The sequence below is a fragment of the Paenarthrobacter sp. PH39-S1 genome (genome assembly GCF_030063245.1).
GTDB lineage: Bacteria > Actinomycetota > Actinomycetes > Actinomycetales > Micrococcaceae > Arthrobacter_M.
Genome location: NZ_JASISR010000010.1, coordinates 66,972 through 86,733 on the forward strand (window position 1 = coordinate 66,972; position 19,762 = coordinate 86,733).

The following is a 19,762-nucleotide window of genomic DNA, read 5'->3' on the forward strand; positions in this document are numbered from 1 at the left end:
GGTAACGAGACCAGCCCGGTGAGCAAAGCACAGCCCGGGTTCCATTGTTCGCATTGTACCCACATCCTGGACGAAAGGCCGCTCCATGTCCTACCGGGCGCCCCGGCACGTCGTTTCCGCTACCCGGACGGGCCGATCCGCTACGCGGCCAGGCCCATCCGCTACCCGGAGGCAGGAAACTATTTCGCTGCTAGGCTCGCCCCAATATCATCTTGATGGAAGGGGGAATTGTGAGCAGCAACGCTGATGCCGGGGGGCACAGCCCGTCGGAGACCGACATTCCCGCCGGCGTATCTGGGCCGCAATTGCCGCATGTCGGCGTGGTTCTGGTGACGCATAACCGCCCCGAGCTCATGCGCCGGGCGCTGGATTCGATCCTGACCCAGGACTATCCTGGCCCCATCACCGTACACGTGGTCCATGACCGCTGCGCATTGGATTTCGGTCTAGTGCGGCAGGATCCGTTCCGGGAGGTCCGGGTGCAGGAAAACTCCAGGACCCCGGGTCTGGCGGGTGCACGCAACACGGGCATTGTCAGTTCGGTCACGCAATTGGTAGCCTTTTGCGACGACGACGACAGTTGGCTTCCGGGCAAGCTGCGGCTGCAGACCATCGCCCTGCTGCAGGTGCCGGGGGCTGCATTCGCCTCCACGGCAATGGTGGTCGATTACGGTGCTCATACGGCGGTCCGTCTGGCCGGTTCAAAAGCCATTCGGCACGAGGACCTGCTCCGATCCAGGATGTCCATGGTCCATTCCTCGTCATTTTTGGCCGACCGTGAGGCTTTGATCGGAATTGGCATGGTTGACGAGACGATTCCGAACAGCATGTGCGAGGACTGGGATCTGCTCCTGCGGGCCACCCGCCACGGGGCCATAGTGAACGTCGACCAGCCGCTCATCCGCGTCCTATGGGGCGGTTCCTCGTACTTTTACCAGCAATGGGAGGTAAAGAACGTCGCCCATCAGTGGATGCTCGATCATCACCAGGACATTCGCACGAACGGCGTTGGTGCCGGCAGGGTGTATGGTCAGCTTGCCTTTGGTCATGCGGCGCTGGGACAACGGCGCGCTGCCCTGCGATGGGCGGGACGCTCAATACGCGCCAACTGGCGCGAGCCCAGAGCGGTTCTGGCGTTGGCCGTAGCGACGGGGGTTGTTTCGGACAAACGTGTCCTGGATGCCCTGCAGCGACGCGGGCACGGGATCTGAACAATTGCGCAAAGGTCAGGGCGACAGATTACAACACGGCCACTTTTTGCCTCACGAGGACCTTCCTCGGAGATCTGGGCCATAGTCTCGTAGCAGTACAGCTCTGAAAGCTGGAAATGAGTTTTAGCTGGGGAAATTCCTGACTTCGGTCAGCGGCAGAATGAGGATGGCATGAATGAGAAACCTTCGGTGGGTATCGGCCACTATGTTGTAGTTTTGAAAAGGCAATGGAAGATCATTGTTGCCATGGCGCTGTTGGGCGTACTGGCAGTCGTCGCATTCCTCTATCTGGTACCCAGCAGAGTCATGGCTTCGACGCTGGTGAATGTTAACGTGATTGTTTCCGATCCGTTCAACCCCTCCCGTCCGGCGTCCGGATTGCTTGATGCCGCGACCGAAGATCAGCTGGCCAGTTCCTACGTCGTAGCGCATAATGCTGCGCAGACGCTCCAGGGCGGTGACGATGCTGCCGCTTTGCGCGACGGCGTGAGCGTGACCGCTGGTCTTAACGCCACGACCGTGCGGATCTCTTATACGTCCTCCTCGGCTGAACGCGCGCGGGCTGGTGCGGATGCGCTCGCCAATTCTTATTTGCTGTATAGGCAGAGCGAAGCGGACGCCCGCAAGACGAAGATGATCAACCAGCTCCAACAACAGCTGACCTCGCTGAACGCGGTGTTGGGCGCGACGGCACTGGCGGACCGGTCGGCCCTGAGCGGGCGTATCTCCAGCGTGGAGTATCAAATCAACCAGCTCACTGCCATCGACACGACGGGCGGCTCGGTTCTGACCCCGGCGGCGGAAAATCCTGTCTCGGTCCAGCCGCAGACATCAACGTTTCTGGCATCCGGTCTGCTGGTCGGCCTGGTGCTGGGTGTCATTCTTGCCTTCATCCGGAACGCCTTCAACCGGAGGATTTTGGACGGCTATGACGTCGGATTGGTCGGTGCAGGTCCCGTACTCGCGGAATTGGACGGATCCAGGGGCACTATCCCGGCACGCGGCGATGACGTGAACGAGTTCCGGATGATCCGTGAGCGGATGCTTGCGTCCGCCGGGACAAGTCTGGAGGCCCTCACCGTCATTGACGCCACCCAGGGCGGGCTCTCGGACGTTGCCCCGAATCTAGCCGTCGTCATGGCGCAGACCGGGGCCGACGTCGAACTCGTTGTCATGGGGACATCGGAAAAGTACATGACACTGCTGCGCGATGGGCTCCAGTTGGTCCCTGACACCACCGACTCGGACGAAGAAGCCGAGATTCTGGGGTCGCTGCGGATCCCGCATCTGAAGGTCACCAGGCCGGACCGGACGGGGACCCATGACGGAGCCGATGATTTGGTGACGGGAGTTGTGCGCCGTCGGACGGCGGGCCGCAAGCCGGGAACGGTCATTATCCTGGCGCTGCCCGCCGATGCTCCATACGCCAGCCGGCTGGCCGCCGGAAGGCTGGCGGGAGCGGGCGTGATGGTCGCGGAACGGCTGCGCAGCCGCGCGGATGACCTGGCTGCCGGAGCGGCGCAACTGGACGAGGTAGGTGCCGTCCTGCTCGGCGTCGTCCTGCTGCAGCGTGGCAGGACCATCACTGATACCCACGAGACATCACACCCCGCAACGCTGGAGGTCCCGGGCCGGGATGCGGTTTCTGCCCGGCGCTGAGGTGCCAGCGTTGATCCGCATGGGGAACACAGATGGGGGCTGCACCGATGAGCGATAGAAGCGCGGAACAGACAGTGGCTGGGAATCCCGGCAGTTCGATGCTGTCCTTCCGGATCGCACTGTCGGCGGCAATTGTCCTCGTGCTGCTGGCTCTTGTTCCGCTGGCGGCCGGCCGGGTAGGTTCAGCTCCCGCGGCATCGGTAGCCCCACCGGCTCCGTCCAGCGGGATTAACCACGTCTTTGTGATCAATCTGGAGAACAAGGGCTACAGCCGGGTCTGGGGATCGGATTCCGGCGCCCCATATCTTTCCCAAACACTCCGCAGCCAGGGCGTGCTGCTGTCGTCCTACTATTCGATCGCCCACAGTTCGTTGCCTAATTACATCGCGCAGATTTCGGGCCAGGCCCCCAACACCCGAACGCTCAAGGACTGCGCCGTATATTCCAAATTCGCTGACACCGGCACCGTGCCGCCGGGTCAATGGGTCGGCACCGGATGCGTCTACCCCGCAGCCGTTCCCACCGTGGCCGACCAGCTTACCTCAGCCGGGAAGACCTGGAAGGGGTATATGGAGGATATGAAAACCCCCTGCCGGCACCCCGAGCTGGGTGCGGCGGACGACACGAAGAAGGCCGTGGTGGGGGACCAATATGCCGCCCGCCATAACCCTTTCGTCTATTTCGCCGGGATCACGGGGTCACCGCAATGTGCCGCCAACGTTGTTGATCTCGATGCACTGACCGGCGATCTGGCCTCCGCCGCGACAACCCCCAACCTGTCCTATATCACGCCGAACCTGTGCAGCGACGGCCACGACAAACCGTGCGTGGATGGCCGCGCCGGCGGTCTCCAGGCCATCGACACCTGGCTCAAACAGTGGGTTCCCCGGATCACCGACTCCCCCGCGTTCCGACAGGACGGTGTCCTGGTCATAACCTTTGACGAATCCGATGAAAAGGACATCGTGGATCCGGATGCCTATACCTGCTGCACGGCCAGTTCGACCCCGGTCGCCACCGTGCCCGGCGGCATCGGCGGCGGCCTGGTGGGCGCGCTGGTGCTCTCACCGCACATCAAGGGTGGCACCACCTCGGACACGGTCTATAACCACTACGGCCTGCTGGCCAGCATAGAAGACATTTTCTCGCTCCCCTACCTCGGTTATGCGGGAGCTTTTGGACAACACCGGTTCGGCACTGACGTCTACAATTCGGTACCCTGACGGTCCCCCATGCACCGCGACGGACGAAGCGCAAGACAGCGTCAGCAGCGCAAGGCAGCCCAGGCAGCGCTGCCAGCGCAACGGGCTGACGTCAGCGTTGCACTGCCTGCCGTGCAGGTAATCGGGTCAGCGCATGAGCGTCCGGGCCGCAGCAAGAACGTCCATCAGGTCCTGCTGCGAGATCCAGGAGGAGGGCCAGCCGCCGTTGTGCACGGCAAGCGTCCAGGCACGCTCGGCGACCACCAGCGCGTACACGGCAGCGAGATCGCCCTCCGCCGACTTCGGTACACCGGCGGCCCGCAGGTACAGCGCCGAATCCTCAAGCGAACGCGCCAGGTTTCCTGCCACCGTGCCGGTTCCTGCTTCTCTGCGGACACTGATCGCCCAATGCAGAGCGTCGAGTCCCGCGATGGCATCCGGCTCCGCCGATTCCCAGTCCCAGCACCACAATTGTCCCCCGGGTTCGCGTGCGGCATTCCACGGCACCAGGTCGCCGTGCCAGCGGCGGGTGATGGGAAGGGTGGCGTCCCTGGCCAGAACCATACGCTCGGTCTGTGTTGCCGCTGCCCGCAGCGCCTGCTCCGCACCGTCGGGAAGAGCTCTCAGGCGTTGACTCAGCGCGCGGAAGTGACCGGTCGACGATACGGTCCCAATGCGCTCCACCGGGGTGAGCGCAAACATCTCCGCCGGCGTAGGTCGGCCGACGTTTCCGCGGACCGCTCTGACGTTCTCCGGCAGCGGTTCGGTGATCAGGTACGGAAATCCGTCCCACTTTCCGGTACCCAGAAGTCGGGGAACTCGGGTCGGGCCGGAAGCGGTCGCCAACGCTGTCAGGGCGACTTCCTCCGTCTGGATGTACTCGCGGCTTGTCTCATTCCACGCCAGCTTCGCGTAACCGGCCGGCCGGCCGTCGCCGTCGAAAAGCTGCAACGTCGGCTTGCGGTTGTCGCCCAGCCGGATCCCTATGGCCGCGGACAGCGGACCCAGTTGCAGGCAGGAGGTGATTTCCTCCAACGGCAGGCAAGCTTCTGCCCGTGGTGATCCGGCCACCACGGGCCTTTGAACGGAAAGCGTGTGCAACGCCGGCGGCAGCCCCGCTCTGGCGACCAGGCCCAAGGCGTTCCGCGCCCACCGGACCTTCGGTGGCCGCAGTGCGCGATAGCTCCTCAGTGCTGCCGCTGTGACCCGGGGATTGCGGCGCGGTATCAGCAGGCGTGCCTTCGCGGGCGACGGCAGGACCCAATACGTCTCCGCATCCGCCCAGTGGCTGTTCGGCGCCGCATCGACGACGACGCGCGCCTGCCCGGTCCGGACGGGTGTGGACCACAGCTGTTCCACCAAAGAATCCAGCGGTGTTCCGCCGGCGCCTGTGATAATCCGTTCCGTGCCTTGCATTTTCTGCATTTTCTTCTCCTGCCGGATCGGCGGCCTTGTGTTGCGGGTGGCTGACTCCGTGGCCGGGACCAAACTTCGGCGGCGCTGTTACGGAGCGGGGATTGAGCTGTTCAGCCGAAGCCGGCCGTAAGCGGGCGGCCCGTCGGCCAGGTAGCGACGGGCCAGCCTGCGGGGTTCGTGCACCAGCCGCCAGACCCACTCGAGACCGTGGCCGCTGACCCATTGGGGGGCCCGCGCCACACGACCGGCGAGAAAATCAACCGCGGCACCGAAGGCCAGCAGGACGCGGGCGCCTGTCAAGGCCCCGTACTGGCTGATCCACACTTCCTGCCGCGGCTTTCCTAATCCGACCACCAGGATGTCCACCCCCGCGTGCGAAATCTCCTCGGCGAAGCGCCGACAGGCCTGCGGATCGGAGAGCTCGGAACGGGCAGGCGCCCACCATCCGGCGACCACCAAATCGGGGCGGATAGCCGCGAGTTTGCCTTTGAGGAGTTCATGGGTTTCCTCGGTCCCGCCCAGAAATCCAACCCGAAGGCCCCGCGTGGCCGCCCGATCCAGCAGTGGTTCGATGAGGTCGCTGCCGGCCAGTCGGGGCCAGTTCTGCCCCGTCATCCGTTTGGCCTGCGCGACCAGCGGCGCGCCGTCCAGGAGGCTGAGCCACTGGACCGCCGGCTGGTCGGCCGGTCCGGCACTGGCGCGGGTCCCTCCGTCTCCGGTTCCCAGGTTGAGCGTGCCGCCGGCACCGAAGTGCTTGATGTGGTCCAGATTGACCGAGACGACCGCCATCGGCAGAGGGCCCGGAACAGCAGCCCGGTCGGACACCATGTCCACGGCGGCGTCAAAGGACATCAGGTCCACCTCCGCGCCGCCGAGAATGACGCGGGATGTGGATATTACTTTCACCATGGTGCTGCCCCCTGCTTCGATATGGTGCCAAATTCGAGCGTGTACAAACTTAGGGAGTGTCCCCTAGGCGTGCACGATCATGCCGGCACCGACGGTGTTGTTGGTGTGTTCGTCGATCAGGACGAAACCGCCCGTTTCACGGTTGCGCCGGTACTCATCGGTCAGCAGTGGTGTCGTGGTGCGAAGCCGTACCCGCCCGATGGAATTGAGCTTGAGCTCCGCACAGGATTCGTTGCGGTGCAGCGTATTCACATCAAGCTCGTACTGGACCGATTTCACCAGGGCCCGGGTGTTGCGGGTGGTGTGTTTGAGGGCAAGTTTTTGACCGGGCCGCATGGGTTCATCACTCATCCAAGCCACCATCGCGTCGATGTCCTGGGTGATTCTGGGTTGGTTATTCGGGCGGCAGATCATGTCGCCGCGGGAAATGTCAATGTCGTCTTCCAACCGGACCGTGACGGACATCGGCGCAAACGCCTCGTCCACCGGGCCATCAGCGGTTTCAATGGAGCTGATCCGGCTCGGCAGCCCGCTGGGCAGGACGATGACTTCGTCTCCCGTGCGCATCACTCCGCCGGCGATTTTCCCGGCGTATCCGCGGTAATCATGAAATTGGCTGGAATGCGGCCGGATCACATGCTGGACGGGAAAGCGCCCGTCCACCAGGTTCCGGTCACTGGCGATGTACACGTTTTCCAGGTGATTGAGCAGCGCGGCGCCCTCATACCAGGGCATGTTCTCCGAGCGGTCCACGACGTTGTCGCCGTGCAGCGCAGATACCGGAATAACCGTCAGATCTGCTATCTGCAGCTTGGCCGCAAATTCGGTAAATTCCCGCCGGATGTTCTCATATACTTCCCGGGAGTACCCCACCAGATCCATTTTGTTGACGGCCAGCACGAGGTGCGGGACCTGCAGCAGTGAGACCAGGAAGGCATGGCGGCGGCTTTGCTCCACCAGTCCCTTGCGGGCGTCAACCAGCACGATGGCCAGATCTGCGGTGGACGCACCCGTCACCATGTTGCGCGTGTATTGGATGTGGCCCGGGGTGTCGGCGATGATGAACTTGCGTGCGGGCGTGGCGAAATACCTGTAGGCAACATCGATGGTGATGCCCTGCTCCCGTTCGGCCCGGAGCCCATCGGTGAGCAGCGACAGTTCCGTGTATTCGGACCCCATCTCGCGACTGGCACGCTCCACGCCCTCAAGCTGATCTGTGAATATGGATTTGGAATCATAGAGCAGACGACCGATAAGGGTGCTCTTGCCGTCGTCGACCGACCCCGCTGTCGCAAATCTGAGCAGGTCCATTAGAAGTAGCCTTCTTTCTTTCGGTCTTCCATCGCTGCTTCGCTGACGCGGTCGTCTCCGCGGGTTGCGCCGCGTTCGGTGATGCGGGTGGAGGCAACTTCGTCAAGGACTTTCTCAACGGTGTCCGCCTGGGAGCGGACGGCTGCCGTCAGCGTGGCGTCGCCGACGGTGCGGTATCGGACCGACTCCACGAAGGTCGGCTCCGCGGCCATCGGCCGACAGAACTCGTTGGCGGCGAACAACATGCCATTGCGTTCGAACACCTCGCGTTCGTGGGCGTAATAGATGGACGGCACCTCGATGCCCTCTGCCGCGATGTACTCCCAGATGTCCAGCTCGGTCCAATTGGACAACGGAAAGACGCGGATGCTCTCCCCCACATGCACTCGTGCGTTGAACAGATTCCACAGTTCCGGCCGTTGTTTTTTTGGATCCCACTGGCCGAACTCGTCCCGGAAAGAGAATATGCGTTCCTTGGCCCGCGCCTTTTCCTCATCCCGGCGCGCCCCGCCCAACAGTGCATTGAATCCGTACTTTTCCGCCGTTTCCAGCAGCACCGGCGTCTGCGTACGGTTGCGGGTTCCGTTGGGCTCTTCCTTGACCGTCCCCCGGTCGATGGCATCCTGGACGGACCCCACCACCAGGTTCAGCGAATACTGCGCTACGATCTTGTCCCGGAAATCCAGCACCTCCGGGAAATTATGTCCAGTGTCCACGTGCAGGATGGCCATTGGCACGGCCGCCGGGGCGAACGCCTTCCTGGCCAGGTGCAGCATGACCAGGGAGTCCTTGCCGCCGGAGAACATCAGGGCCGGCCGCTCAATTTCGGCAACAACTTCCCGGATAATATAGATCGCCTCTGATTCCAATACCTCGAGCTGCGACAAAATCCGCCTGGGGCTCTCCATCACGTCACTCACCTGCGTTTCCTTTCGACCGGCTGCTGGTCAGCCTGGTCTCGTCGATGAGCCGAAGCAGCGCCCCGCTCAGTTCCGGTCTGCACACCAGCAGATCGGGTAAATAGGGATTAGGTTGGTTGTAGCGCAATGGCGACCCGTCGATCCGGCTGGCATGCAGTCCGGCACCCCGGGCCACCGCGACAGGCGCCGCCGAATCCCATTCGTACTGGCCGCCGTCGTGCAGGTAAATGTCCACTTCGCCGCTCGCCACTGCGCAGACCTTGTATCCTGCCGATCCCATCGGAATCAGCTGGGCGCCGATTTGTCCGGCCACCTGGGCCGCGAGTTCGGGCGCACGGCTGCGTGAAACCGCCATCCGCAACGGCGCATGCGGTGCGGACACCTGGCCTGGCCGCGCGGAGCTGCAGACCATGTCCAGTCGCGGCAATGCCACCGCCCCGGTGACCAGCTCGCCCGCTGACCAGAGCGCCACATGGACGGCCCAGTCCCCCCGTCCTTCGGAGAATTCCCGCGTTCCGTCCAACGGGTCGATGATCCACACCCGGTCGGCGTTCAGCCTCGCCGGGTTGTCTGTTGCTTCCTCCGAGAGCACCATGTCCCCGGGCCGCGCCTGCTGGAGCGCTTTTCTCAGATATTCCTGCGAGCGCTTGTCACCCACCACTCCCAGTGGATTCTTACCATCATGCGGCTCGCGGCGCTGCAGCGCGAGGAGTGCCTTTCCCGCACCTTCTGCAAGCTCACAGGCCAGATCGTCGTCGGACATTTTTGCGCTGCGAACGGTGTCCCGCTTGAGTAATAACATGTTCCCCCCTGGTTTTCGGTGCTGCGGTTAGTAGGCGCCAACAGGATTCTTGAGCATCCTTGCGGTGCGCCAGAGAATAATGAGATCGCCGGTGAGAGACCAGTTTTCGACGTAATACAGGTCCAGACGGACGCTGTCCTGCCAGTTCAGAGCGGAGCGGCCGTTGATCTGCCACATACCCGTCAGGCCCGGTTTGATGTACAGGCGGCGGTGGACCCGATCCTTGTATCCGTCAACCTCGCGCTGCAGAGGTGGCCTGGGGCCGACCAGGCTCATGTCCCCGCGCAGTACGTTCCAGAGCTGGGGAAGTTCGTCCAGCGAATACCTTCGCAGCCATTCGCCGGTGGTCGTCACACGCGGGTCGTCCTTCATCTTGAAGAGGAGTCCGGCGCCCTCATTGCGCTCGAGCAGCCCGGCCAGTTCCTCCTCCGCCGTCACGACCATGGATCGGAATTTGAACATCACGAACTTCTCCCCGGCCCGGCCGATCCGTTCCTGGCGGAAAAGCACCGGTCCCGGACTGTCACGGCGGATCAGCACGGCGAGGACCAGAAAAAGCGGAGCGAGAACCAGCAAGGCGCAGCCGGAGAGAACAACATCCAGCAGGCGCTTGACCACATGTTTTGCCCCCGCGTACTGCGGAAGTTCCACGTGCATCAGCGGCAGTCCCTCCACCGGGCGGGAGTGGATACGGGGTCCGGCCACGTTGGTCAGTCCGGTGGCCAGGACAAGTTCGGTTCTGGATTCTTCGAGCCGCCAGCCCAGTTTCTGGATGTAATCACTGCCGCCCTTCAGCGGGCCGGCCACGATGACGGCGTCCGCTTCGAAACGGCGGACGGCGTCCACCACCGAATCAATGGTGGACACGACGGGTACGGCGGTGGGGCCGACGACGACGCTCAGCCGCGGGTCACTGCCGGGCAGGGCCGCGCCCACGACATGATAGGCGGCCCCGGATTTCTTCTGAATCTGGTTGATGACGTAGCGGACGTCCTTGTGGCGGCCCAACACTATGACCCGGGAAAGATAGTGGCCGAAGGCGCGTTGCCGCATCAGCCAGTTCCGCAGCGCCCAGCGCGAAGCTATCAGCCCGCCCACGCCCAGCGGGACGGCCAGGGCGAAGTAGCCTCTGGCAATGTCAATCTTAAAAACCAGGAACGTGATGGCCAGCAGACCAAGCAGTGTGGTCGTAGCGCTGATGACCCGCTTGTATTCGTCCGAACCGATCCCCACCACACGTGCGTCCCGGCTGCCGTAAATGCCCAGCGCCAGCATCCAGGCCGCTGCTATCCCCAAGGAGAGGAATCCGTATCCGATTCCGAACTGGCCCACGCTGACGTCCGGGTTTCCGAACCCGAATCGGCCAATCTGCGCTCCGATGGCAACGCTGGTCAGTACCGTGGCGTCACTGATGCACAGCCGCAAGTGATACCTTGTGGCCCACTGCTCACCCGAACGGACGGTGGCGGCTCCTGCCCGGGACCGCACCGACCGGCTGGCGGGGTAGTAGCGTGCCGGCGCCGCGAGATCAAGCCCAAGGCCGAATGCACCCGAGTCCTCCAGGGGACTCATGCGGTGCGCCGGGAGCCGGTGCTGCTAAAAGGGGAGGCCGACGACGGCTGGGGGGAAGTCTTGGTCTCAGAAGACTCCACCGCCATCGGCCCCGAATGGGGGGCCCGCAGATTACTGTGCGGGCGGAGCTGCGGTGCAGCTGAAGGGACAAGCAGGATGAAGGTTGAAGGTAAGCACATAATTCGAGACCTGCTTCGTACCCGGTAGTTGATTGAGTGAATACCTCAACGCTATGGGCGTCGATCGCGCCGCACACGAGTAGCGCCTACGCGTCTTCTCAGCCGGGCCTACGTGGTCTTGCGCTGGGGTACTTTGTATCGCTCCCCGCTGAAGCAGGAGACTACTTGGTGCCGTGACGGACTACTCCTCCACCGCATATCACTACCCATGTGCACGCGCGCGGAGCAATGGCAAAATCTCCACTTATGGACTTAATGGTGGTATTCGCAGCCTTTGGCGTGGCGATAGTGGTCGGCTTGACCGGCATGGGCGGCGGGGCGTTGATGACTCCCGTCCTGGTGCTGATCTTCGGCGTTCCTCCGTTGGCCGCCGTATCCAGCGACCTGGTGGCAAGCGCCGTCATGAAGCCGATCGGTTCCGTTGTCCATTTGCGCCGTAAGACGGTCAATCTTGACCTGGTCAAATGGCTGGCTCTGGGCTCGGTGCCCGCGGCGTTTTGCGGGGTGCTGGTACTCAAGGCGCTCGGTCCCGGTGAAGCGGTCCAGGAAGGGGTCAAACTGGCCCTTGGCGTCGCGCTGCTGCTGGCCGCCGTGCTGCTGGTGGTGCGCTCTTTCCTGCGGCTGGTGGAACGGGCCCGCAGTCGGAACGGACAGGGGTCTACGCCACCCCAGGACCGCCCTTCGGTGCTGGCCCGGCCGTTGCCGACGGTGCTGCTTGGCGCCATTGGCGGCCTCGTCGTCGGAATGACGTCGGTAGGCTCGGGCTCCATCATCATCATTGGGCTGATGATGATTTATCCCGGGCTTAAGGCCAGCCAGCTGGTGGGCACGGACCTGGTCCAGGCCGTACCTCTGGTGGCCGCTGCCGCGTTGAGCCACTCCGTCTTTGGTGACCTGGATCTGGCCCTCACCCTGCCCTTGGTTCTGGGGAGCATCCCGGGCGTCTATCTGGGAGCGCAACTGTCCAGCCGGCTCTCCGGCGGATTCGTGCGGCGCGCCTTGGCCTTTGTCCTGCTGGCCTCCGCACTGAAAATGCTGGGATTGGGCAATGTCCCGACCGCAATTATTTTAGGCGCCGCTCTCATGGTGGCACCGGTGCTGTGGATGTATATCCGCAGATTCAACGGTCTGCCGGCACTGGCGGTCACCGAGAGCCGCCAACGCCGCAGCGCGGCCGTCAACGCAGACCATGCCTTACAAACCGGGAGATCAAATTGACCAGCTGGACCAGTCCCGACCCAACACCTGTTCATGCCCTGGATGGACCCGCACTCGACGAGTTGGAGCTCCTGCTCGGTGGGCTATTCGCGCCGGCGCATGGCTATTGCCTGCCGGGACAGGCGCCACCTTCCTGGCCTGACAACTTCACCTTGGCGGTGCCCGTCGGGCTGGGCGAAACGGCACGGATCCAAGGAGCGCTAGTCCTCTCCGATCCGGATGGAACACCCTTGGCCCGGCTCACTATCAGCGACTCCACCCACCTGTCCGCCACGGTAATGAACCTCGCCGGCGAGCTGGTCCCCTTACGCCCGGCCGAGCACCCGCCGGCCAGAGGATTGCGGCTGACGCAGCCGCTGCCAAAACCGGCGGGGCGCAGGACACTTCTCGCCGCCTTTTCTGGTCAACCGCGGGCGGCGCAGATGGCCATGACGGCTGCAACAGCGAGGAGGGAAGAGGCGGACATTTGGTTCGTCGCCGTTTGTGGACCCCAGCCACATGGCCGCTACACGGTAACGGGTCTGATGACCACGCTTGAACAATGTGCTGCCCAGCTTCCGGATTCCTCGGTCGGACTGGTGATTATGCCTACCTCCGTGGATGCGATGGACCGGCACGACCGTCTCCTGCGCGGGCATGTTCTGGCGAATCTGGGCGCGGACGTGCTGCTGGACTTCACGGAACTGGCGGAAACGCCGGACCGCGTCCCGGCGCAGCAAGCTGGCGTCCCTGGCATGGGTGCCGTGGTCTTCCTGACCGGGCTCTCCGGTTCGGGGAAATCGACCATCGCACGCGCGCTGGCCGGCCACCTGCAGCACAGCGACAGGCGGCCCGTGACGTTGCTGGACGGAGACGATGTCCGCCGGCTCCTGTCCTCCGGGCTGGGGTTCAGCAAAGAAGACAGGGAGATCAATATCCGGCGCGTTGGCTGGGTTGCCTCACTCATCGCCCGGTCCGGGGGGATCGCCGTCTGTGCGCCGATCGCCCCGTTTGATGCCACCCGTCAGGAGGTCCGCGCCATGGCTGCGGATGCAGGGACGTTCCTGCTGGTGCATGTCTCCACTCCGCTGCAGGTATGTGAACAACGGGACCGTAAGGGCCTGTACGCCCGGGCGCGGGCCGGCAACCTGCCCGACTTCACCGGAATCGATTCACCGTACGAAATACCCGAGGATGCGGACGTCGTCATCGATACCTGGTGCACCGGCGTCCAGGAGGCCGCGGAGCAGATCGTGGACGCACTGGCCCTGCGTGCAAAACCGGAGCGCTCGACACCTGAGCGATCAATGCAAGAGCCATGCCCCGCAGTCGCCGACAGCAGGCTCGACGGTGCCCGGCTCACCGTAGCCCGCTGACGCCGTCGCCCCCTCGTTACCTCCGCATTGATGACGCACCTGGCGCCCATATCCCCGAGGGACATGGGCGCCAGATGTGATATCGACGGGAACAGGGCTCAGGTTGCGGATTCTTCCACGCGTGCCGTGCTCCTGCGGCCAGGGCTCACGGTCTGCCCCAGTCAGGCGAAGGTGTCTTTGAGTTCCGCCCTTGACGTGACCTGGAGCTTGCCGTAAATCTGATACAAATGGCCTTCCACGGTGCGCACAGAAATGTGCATTTTGGCCGCGATGGCCCGGTTACTGACTCCCGCCGCAGCCCAGGCCGCGACCTCCTGCTCCCGCGCGGTCAAAGCCTCCCCGTCCTCGCTGGACCGCTTGACGCCACCGAGCTTCTCCAGACTCCCGCGGATGAACTGCTGGGCCACCCTCATCATGTTGCGGTCCGCGGCATCGGCGGCAAATTTCAGCGCGGCGCGGGCGGCGTCACGGGCGAACAGGTCGTCCCCGCTGCCCGAGGCGGCTTCCGCCACGGCGGTCAGTACGCCGGCGTCCATGCTCAGCAGTCCAGTGCCGTAGTCCTGACATTGCTGCGCAAACGGTCCATGGATGCCCGATGCCACATCGACCAGCCGCTGTGCACCGGTGGTGCTGCCAAGACGAACGGCCGCATGGACGAACAGCAGTTCGGCGGACGATGCCTGGCACCGGCGCTCCTGATCGGCAAGGCTGAACAGCCTCACGATGGCCTTTTCTTTGGAGGCCAGCTCCGCCGAGGCCAGTATTTGGAAATACGCACACCCGCTCGCCAGCATCCGCGATGTCCGGACTCTCGGTGGTTTGCCGCTGTTCAGGCACTCCAATGCCCGGTCATTGTCTCCTTGCAAGGCGTAGGCATACGCTGCCGCGGCACTCGCAAGCGCCGAAGTCCCGTCCGGATCCAGCTGCCGGAGCTGGCTGGCTGCCGGCAGCAGATGCTCCAGGGCCTCCTGCGTGCGGCCCCGGTAGGCGAAAAGCAGCCCGTCTCCAAGTTCGGCAAACGCCGCCGCGCGGGCACCCGTAAAGGTGCAGGAGTACATAGCAACGTCGGGAACTGCCCGGACCGGGGCAGCCGTTCCGGTCAGGATGGCCAGTAGTATGGCCGAGTCCGCAACCTCCCAGCGCGGCGGCAGGACGTCATACCCGGCAGACCGCGCGCCCACCTCATGAGCCAGCTTGACCGCTTCCGTCTGGCGTCCGGTAAGGGTCTGAATTTCGCACAGCAGGCTTCCCGCATGACGTCTTTGGTCCCTGCTGCGCCCTGACGCGTGGATTCTGGCCAATTCCGCCGCAAATTCGACGTAGCGGCCGCCATAAATCCCCAGTTCTGCCCGCGCCAGGATCAGCTCCTCATTAAAATTCGCCAGCTTGTCCGGGTCCAAGCCCTCACTCCCGCTGCACCGGTTCAGCCGCGCTCCCACCGCATCGAGGATTGCCTGCGGATCCGGTTGTTGTGTTTCCGAAGACCTGACGAGCCTGGAACGCATGAGCTGAATCTCCACCCATTGCGCCAGCGGCATGTGATCCGAGAGCAGGCCCTGGCTGAACAGGACGGAACGGGCCGATTCAATCTCGCCCAATGCCATCAGCGCGCGGGCCTCCTGCGCGACCGCCTCCAACCGCTGCGCCGGGTCCCGCAGGACGGCAACAAAGTTCAGCGCGGTTTCCGGGTTGCCGGAGCAATTGGCCAGCCGGGCCGCGCGCAACGCCAACTCTGGGGCAAGGGCCAGGCCGCAACTCAAAGCCCACGCTGCCATGGACAATTCTTCGGACTCTGTCACAACCGTCTTGACCAGTATCGCGGCCACCGTGTGATGGAGGTCCCTGCTTCTTCCGATCGCCACCTGGCTGCGGAGGATGTGGACGATCAGCCGGTTGGAGAGTCTGACCCGGGACGGCTCGCCCCGGGTGATGTCCAGATATCCGCGCTGCTCAAGTGAGTTGATGGCCAATGGATCACCGACGCCCAGCAGCCGGTCGAGAGTCAGGCCGCCGGAAAGCGCCAGAACGTCCATGACCAGACATTCCTGCTGTGAAAGCGAGTTAAGCGAAGTCATCACGGTGTCCGCAACCGTGGTGCTGTATTCGAACGGCTTACCGGTGAGGACCCAGATGCCATCCTGCTGCACGACCGTTTTGGCGGCTATCTGTTCCGGCAGGATGACTTCCGCGAAACGCGGATTTCCTCCGCTTGCTTCCCACAGCGCCTCGGACAGGGCTCGGGAGACCTTGGCATCGAGTGCGGCGACCAGCCACTGCGCCATTTCGTATTCATTGAAGGGCTGTACTTCCACCCTGCGCACCAGACCATCCTTCCACAGCCCGACGATGCCGCCGGGAGCCGTGGCCAGGTCCTCGCAGGCGGCCAACAAATGCACGGTTCCGTTGGCGGTCAGCTGACTGACGACCAGGGCCGTCAGCTCGTCAAGGTACTGCGCGTTATCGACACACAGGATGATGTCGCGCCCATGGGCCCTGGTCCGCAGCAGCTTGGTGAGTCCCCGCAGGACAGCCAATGGGTTTCCCACCACGTCTTCGTCAAGATCGTTAAGCAGTGAGCTGAACGCCCCGTACGGCATGTCGGAGGCCATCGAGCTGCCTCGCACCTGCACTATGTAAGCGTTCTCGCCCAACTGCGCGGCTGCTTTTCTGGTCAGAAACGTCTTACCGGCGCCGTACTCCCCGACGAGAATAACCCCGCACCTGGTGCTGCCGGTCAGAACCGTCACGATGTCGTCGACGAGCAGTTGCCGACAGTAGGAGGAGTTTTCAATCTTCTGCCGGATAATCCTAAATACGGAATCCTGTGAAATGGATTTGCCCGCGCCAGCAATACCTGAGTGCAACATGTTTGAGACCTTCATATCCAGTTGGGGGTGCTGCTAAACCAAACTTACGAAAGTCCCGCCTCCATGGCACGAGTAGAAAGTACTCCATTTCCCAGTATTTTCACAGGCGGCCCGGGACAGGTGTACTCAGTACTCTGGAGGATGCCTGCTTTTAGGGACCAAGTAGTCACGGCGCTACAGGGCAGGCGGACGGTAGCGGTCATCATCCAGGCCGCCATGGCGTGATGACAACCCTTTGAGTACAGGCAGCGGCAGCGACATTGAACGGCGCGTTACAAGGACCGGACCGGACCGCGAACGGGACCGGACCGCGAACGGGACCGGGACCGGACCGCGAACGGGACCGGACGGCGAAGGGCACGGCGAAGTTCACGCCCGTGCTGGGCGTCCAACAGGAAAGGGGTCTGGTCAGTGAAGGGCGTTTGGCGACGTCAGCCCGACCACGAAGCCCAGCTCCTGGCGCCCGGCAATGCCAAGCTTGGCATAGCTGCGGTACAGATGGCCCTCAACGGTACGCACGGACGAGTGCAGCTGATCGGCTATTTGCCGATCCGTCAGCCCCTCAAGTGCCAGTGAGGTAATGGCCCGTTCCCGGGGCGTCAGGATTTTTTGGATGTTCAAGGCTTCCGGAGACTGAGCCTGCGGCTGCCCCAGGTCATTGGAGCAGGCGTTCCGCCCTGCCTCCGCCCAGGCGGCGTTCCGGATGTCTCCATCCCGTTTTGACAGGCGGGACGCCACGCCAAAACATTCCGCGGCCAAAGGCGTCAGGGCTACGGCGCGCAGCGTTTCTGCCGCACGGATGAAAGCTGCAGCGCCGCCGTCGTCAAGTGCCTGCCCATATGCCAGCAGCGCGGCGGCCCAGGGACCTTCGCAGTCCGCCGCGACCGAAAGGAAGCGCGGCAGCCGGGATCTGTCATTAAGGCTGATGCACAGGAAGAGCGCCTGCAGCTCCACCGCCTTGGTTGCGTCATCGGAGAGCAGATCGGCCACGTCATGAAGCTCGTCAAGCCCGGTTCCGTCCTTGGCGCAATATTCCTTGCCTGCCGCCATAAAGGCGTCCGCGTACCAGCGCGTCAACTTTGGACCGCCGTGTCCGGCCACCTCGAATTCGGCCAGCAGCTGACGGGCGGCAGCTACCTGCCCCAGTGCAGCGGAAGCAAAGAATGCCATCGCTACGCACAGCTGGAAGAGCTGCTGGGGATCGTTGTTGCGGACGGCTTCCACCCCTGCCAGCACCACGTCCAGGGCCTGGGCGTACCGCTGCTGCCGAAGCAGGAGAAAGCACCGGGCAACGTAGAATCCGCCCCCGAAGGGGATCAGCCCACGGCCGGAGTCCACGACAAACCGTTCCAGGGCCGCGTCCACGCCTTTCCAGTCGCCGGCGTCGAGCAGGCACAGAACCAGCCGCAGGGAAATGAATTCGGCGAAGAAAAAGACCTGTTCAGACCCGCCTTGGAAGAGGCCGCTGGCCTGCTCCAGCTTGACGCGTGCCTGGAGGGGCAGTCCGCGGGCGCACAGCCACTCCGCGCGCATAACCAGGATGAAAACCTTGGTTTCCGTCGTCCGCAGGTGCGCCTGCGAATGGTGCTCCAATACCTGAAGCTTGTCTCCGAGGGCGCTGAAGTCTCCCGCGGCGGACAGCGCCATTAGTTCGTGCAGGGCGCTGTGGTCCTCGATCTTCCGCAGAATCAGCACCGACTCATCCTGGCTGGCCGCCGCGACCCTTTTCCCTGCGGCCCGCAGCCGTTGAGCATCCCGCAGGAGCTCCTCCGCCGGGTGCTGCAATGCGGAACGGGTGCTGCCCCACAGCAGGCTTCCATCGACCAGATCCTCCAAGGTGGATCCCGTCGCGAAGCCTGGCTCCAGCAAGGCGGCGGCCGCGCTGTAATCGCCCCGGTTATAGTGCGCCCTGGCCATAATGACCTGTGCCCGCAGCTGATATCCCGGCCCTGTCACCTGTGCGGCCGCCCGCTGGGCCAGATCATTGTCGAAAAGCTGACTGGCGAGGGTAGCCGCCCGGATCAGCAACCGATCTGGAACCGCCAGACCGCAATCGAGTGCCCAACTGACCCGCCGCAGCAAGCCTTCCGTATCCTCGGGTTCCTCTGCGAGCTCGGTGAGTAATTGTGCTCGGAGAACCAGGCTTCGCGGCACCGACACCAGGGTGCGGATGGCTTCCCCATAGAGTGGATGCCAAAGCCGCAGGACACGGACAGCATCCCCCGTGATGGTGATGAGCTGGTGCTCCACCAGAGCTGCGACCGCCGCCGCGCCACTGATGGCCACCACTGCCTGCTGGTCTACGGGCTCAGCCAACGCGACCAGCTGCAGGGCCTCGCGCTCCGCGTCGGAAAGGCGCAGAAAACGGCGTCGCATGACGTCCTTGAGCGCGCTGCCGCGTGGCAGATCGCCTGCAAAAAGCCAAACACCGCGCTGGAGCATCAGGCTGCCCGATTCGCGGGACTCGTCGAGAAGAACCTGCACCAACATCGGGTTTCCCTGCGAACTCCGCCACAGAATATCGCTGCTGCTGGCCGCCACAACGTCCCCGAGAACCGTCTGGCACATCTGGTTGACCTGGTCCCGGCTCAGCGGCGGCAGTTCAAACCGCTCGGCGATTCCGTCGTACCAAAGCCTGTTCAGGTCCTGCGGCGGCCCCGGCTGTTGCCGCGAGGTGATCAGGACCTTGGCCCAGCCGGCAGTGGCCAGCTCCGCGATGACCGTGGCGCTCCCTTCATCGAGGTGGTCGGCGTCATCGACAACGAGCAACAGGGGGTGTGACTTGAGGTGGTGGGATTGTTCCAGCCGCGTCCACATTGCCCGCAGAATGGACACCGGCGAATTGCCTTCGTCGATCTGCAGATCAGTCAAAAATGGTGCCAGTACGCCGAATGGAACCTTGGCCAGCGATGAGCTGGCATGGACGTTCATAACGGACATTTCCTGCTGCAGCAGCTCTGCCACCCGGCGGCTGGTCACCGACTTTCCGAAACCGGAATCGCCGATAAAAAAGACGCCGCCCATGCCGGGTGACCGGATGGCATTGATCGCGCCCTCAATAATATGTTCCCTGCCAATGAGCGTCCTCCCGCCAAGCTCCTTGGTGCCGATCATCCGGGATTCCTGTCACAACGGTTTGCC

The 19,762-nt window shown here is 63.5% G+C and carries 13 protein-coding genes; 5 read left to right on the forward strand and 8 right to left on the reverse strand.

Annotated features, from left to right (window positions below):
* Nucleotides 1-230 precede the first annotated feature (230 nt).
* The 3 genes from QMG52_RS08405 to QMG52_RS08415 all read left to right on the forward strand — a co-directional run bounded on the left by QMG52_RS08405 (nucleotide 231) and on the right by QMG52_RS08415 (nucleotide 4,093).
* Nucleotides 231-1,211: a glycosyltransferase family 2 protein gene (locus QMG52_RS08405; RefSeq protein ID WP_283559969.1), complete on the forward strand. Its 981-nt coding sequence runs from the start codon at nucleotides 231-233 to the stop codon at nucleotides 1,209-1,211.
* A gap of 171 nt (nucleotides 1,212-1,382) precedes the next feature.
* On the forward strand, nucleotides 1,383-2,870 hold the full coding sequence (locus tag QMG52_RS08410; protein WP_283559970.1) for a hypothetical protein: 1,488 nt from the start codon (nucleotides 1,383-1,385) through the stop codon (nucleotides 2,868-2,870).
* 47 nt (nucleotides 2,871-2,917) lie between these two features.
* A complete protein-coding gene (locus QMG52_RS08415; RefSeq protein ID WP_283559971.1) occupies nucleotides 2,918-4,093 on the forward strand; it encodes an alkaline phosphatase family protein in 1,176 nt (391 codons plus the stop codon).
* A 126-nt stretch (nucleotides 4,094-4,219) separates the two neighbouring features.
* On the opposite strand, the gene QMG52_RS08420 is transcribed toward QMG52_RS08415, so the two are convergent.
* The 6 genes from QMG52_RS08420 to QMG52_RS08445 all read right to left on the reverse strand — a co-directional run bounded on the left by QMG52_RS08420 (nucleotide 4,220) and on the right by QMG52_RS08445 (nucleotide 11,002).
* Nucleotides 4,220-5,497 carry a hypothetical protein gene (locus tag QMG52_RS08420; RefSeq protein WP_283559972.1) on the reverse strand — a complete coding sequence of 426 codons (1,278 nt, stop codon included), beginning with the start codon at nucleotides 5,495-5,497 and terminating at the stop codon, nucleotides 4,220-4,222.
* 78 nt (nucleotides 5,498-5,575) lie between these two features.
* The gene (locus tag QMG52_RS08425; RefSeq protein WP_283559973.1) at nucleotides 5,576-6,397 is read right to left on the reverse strand and encodes a WecB/TagA/CpsF family glycosyltransferase; all 822 of its coding nucleotides are present in this window, start codon (nucleotides 6,395-6,397) and stop codon (nucleotides 5,576-5,578) included.
* Nucleotides 6,398-6,460: 63 nt separating this feature from the next.
* The gene (cysN, locus tag QMG52_RS08430; protein ID WP_283559974.1) at nucleotides 6,461-7,708 is read right to left on the reverse strand and encodes a sulfate adenylyltransferase subunit CysN; all 1,248 of its coding nucleotides are present in this window, start codon (nucleotides 7,706-7,708) and stop codon (nucleotides 6,461-6,463) included.
* Nucleotides 7,708-8,616: a sulfate adenylyltransferase subunit CysD gene (cysD, locus tag QMG52_RS08435; protein ID WP_283560016.1), complete on the reverse strand. Its 909-nt coding sequence runs from the start codon at nucleotides 8,614-8,616 to the stop codon at nucleotides 7,708-7,710. The genes cysN and cysD overlap by 1 nt, the downstream gene beginning before the upstream one ends.
* A gap of 4 nt (nucleotides 8,617-8,620) precedes the next feature.
* Nucleotides 8,621-9,430, reverse strand: coding sequence for a 3'(2'),5'-bisphosphate nucleotidase CysQ (locus QMG52_RS08440; protein WP_283559975.1), 810 nt, complete (start codon nucleotides 9,428-9,430; stop codon nucleotides 8,621-8,623).
* Nucleotides 9,431-9,457: 27 nt separating this feature from the next.
* A complete protein-coding gene (locus QMG52_RS08445; RefSeq protein WP_283559976.1) occupies nucleotides 9,458-11,002 on the reverse strand; it encodes a sugar transferase in 1,545 nt (514 codons plus the stop codon).
* A gap of 434 nt (nucleotides 11,003-11,436) precedes the next feature.
* Between QMG52_RS08445 and QMG52_RS08450 the strand changes: the two genes are divergently transcribed.
* Nucleotides 11,437-12,399, forward strand: a complete 963-nt coding sequence (locus QMG52_RS08450; RefSeq protein WP_283559977.1) for a sulfite exporter TauE/SafE family protein — start codon at nucleotides 11,437-11,439, stop codon at nucleotides 12,397-12,399.
* A complete protein-coding gene (cysC, locus tag QMG52_RS08455; protein WP_283559978.1) occupies nucleotides 12,396-13,754 on the forward strand; it encodes an adenylyl-sulfate kinase in 1,359 nt (452 codons plus the stop codon). The genes QMG52_RS08450 and cysC overlap by 4 nt, the downstream gene beginning before the upstream one ends.
* Before the next feature lie 161 nt (nucleotides 13,755-13,915).
* On the opposite strand, the gene QMG52_RS08460 is transcribed toward cysC, so the two are convergent.
* Together QMG52_RS08460 and QMG52_RS08465 are read right to left on the reverse strand one after the other, a co-directional pair.
* A complete protein-coding gene (locus QMG52_RS08460) occupies nucleotides 13,916-16,621 on the reverse strand; it encodes a helix-turn-helix transcriptional regulator (protein ID WP_283559979.1) in 2,706 nt (901 codons plus the stop codon).
* 408 nt (nucleotides 16,622-17,029) lie between these two features.
* Nucleotides 17,030-19,735 (reverse strand): ATP-binding protein, encoded by a 2,706-nt coding sequence (locus tag QMG52_RS08465; RefSeq protein ID WP_283559980.1) that lies wholly within the window; start codon nucleotides 19,733-19,735, stop codon nucleotides 17,030-17,032.
* Nucleotides 19,736-19,762: the final 27 nt, after the last annotated feature.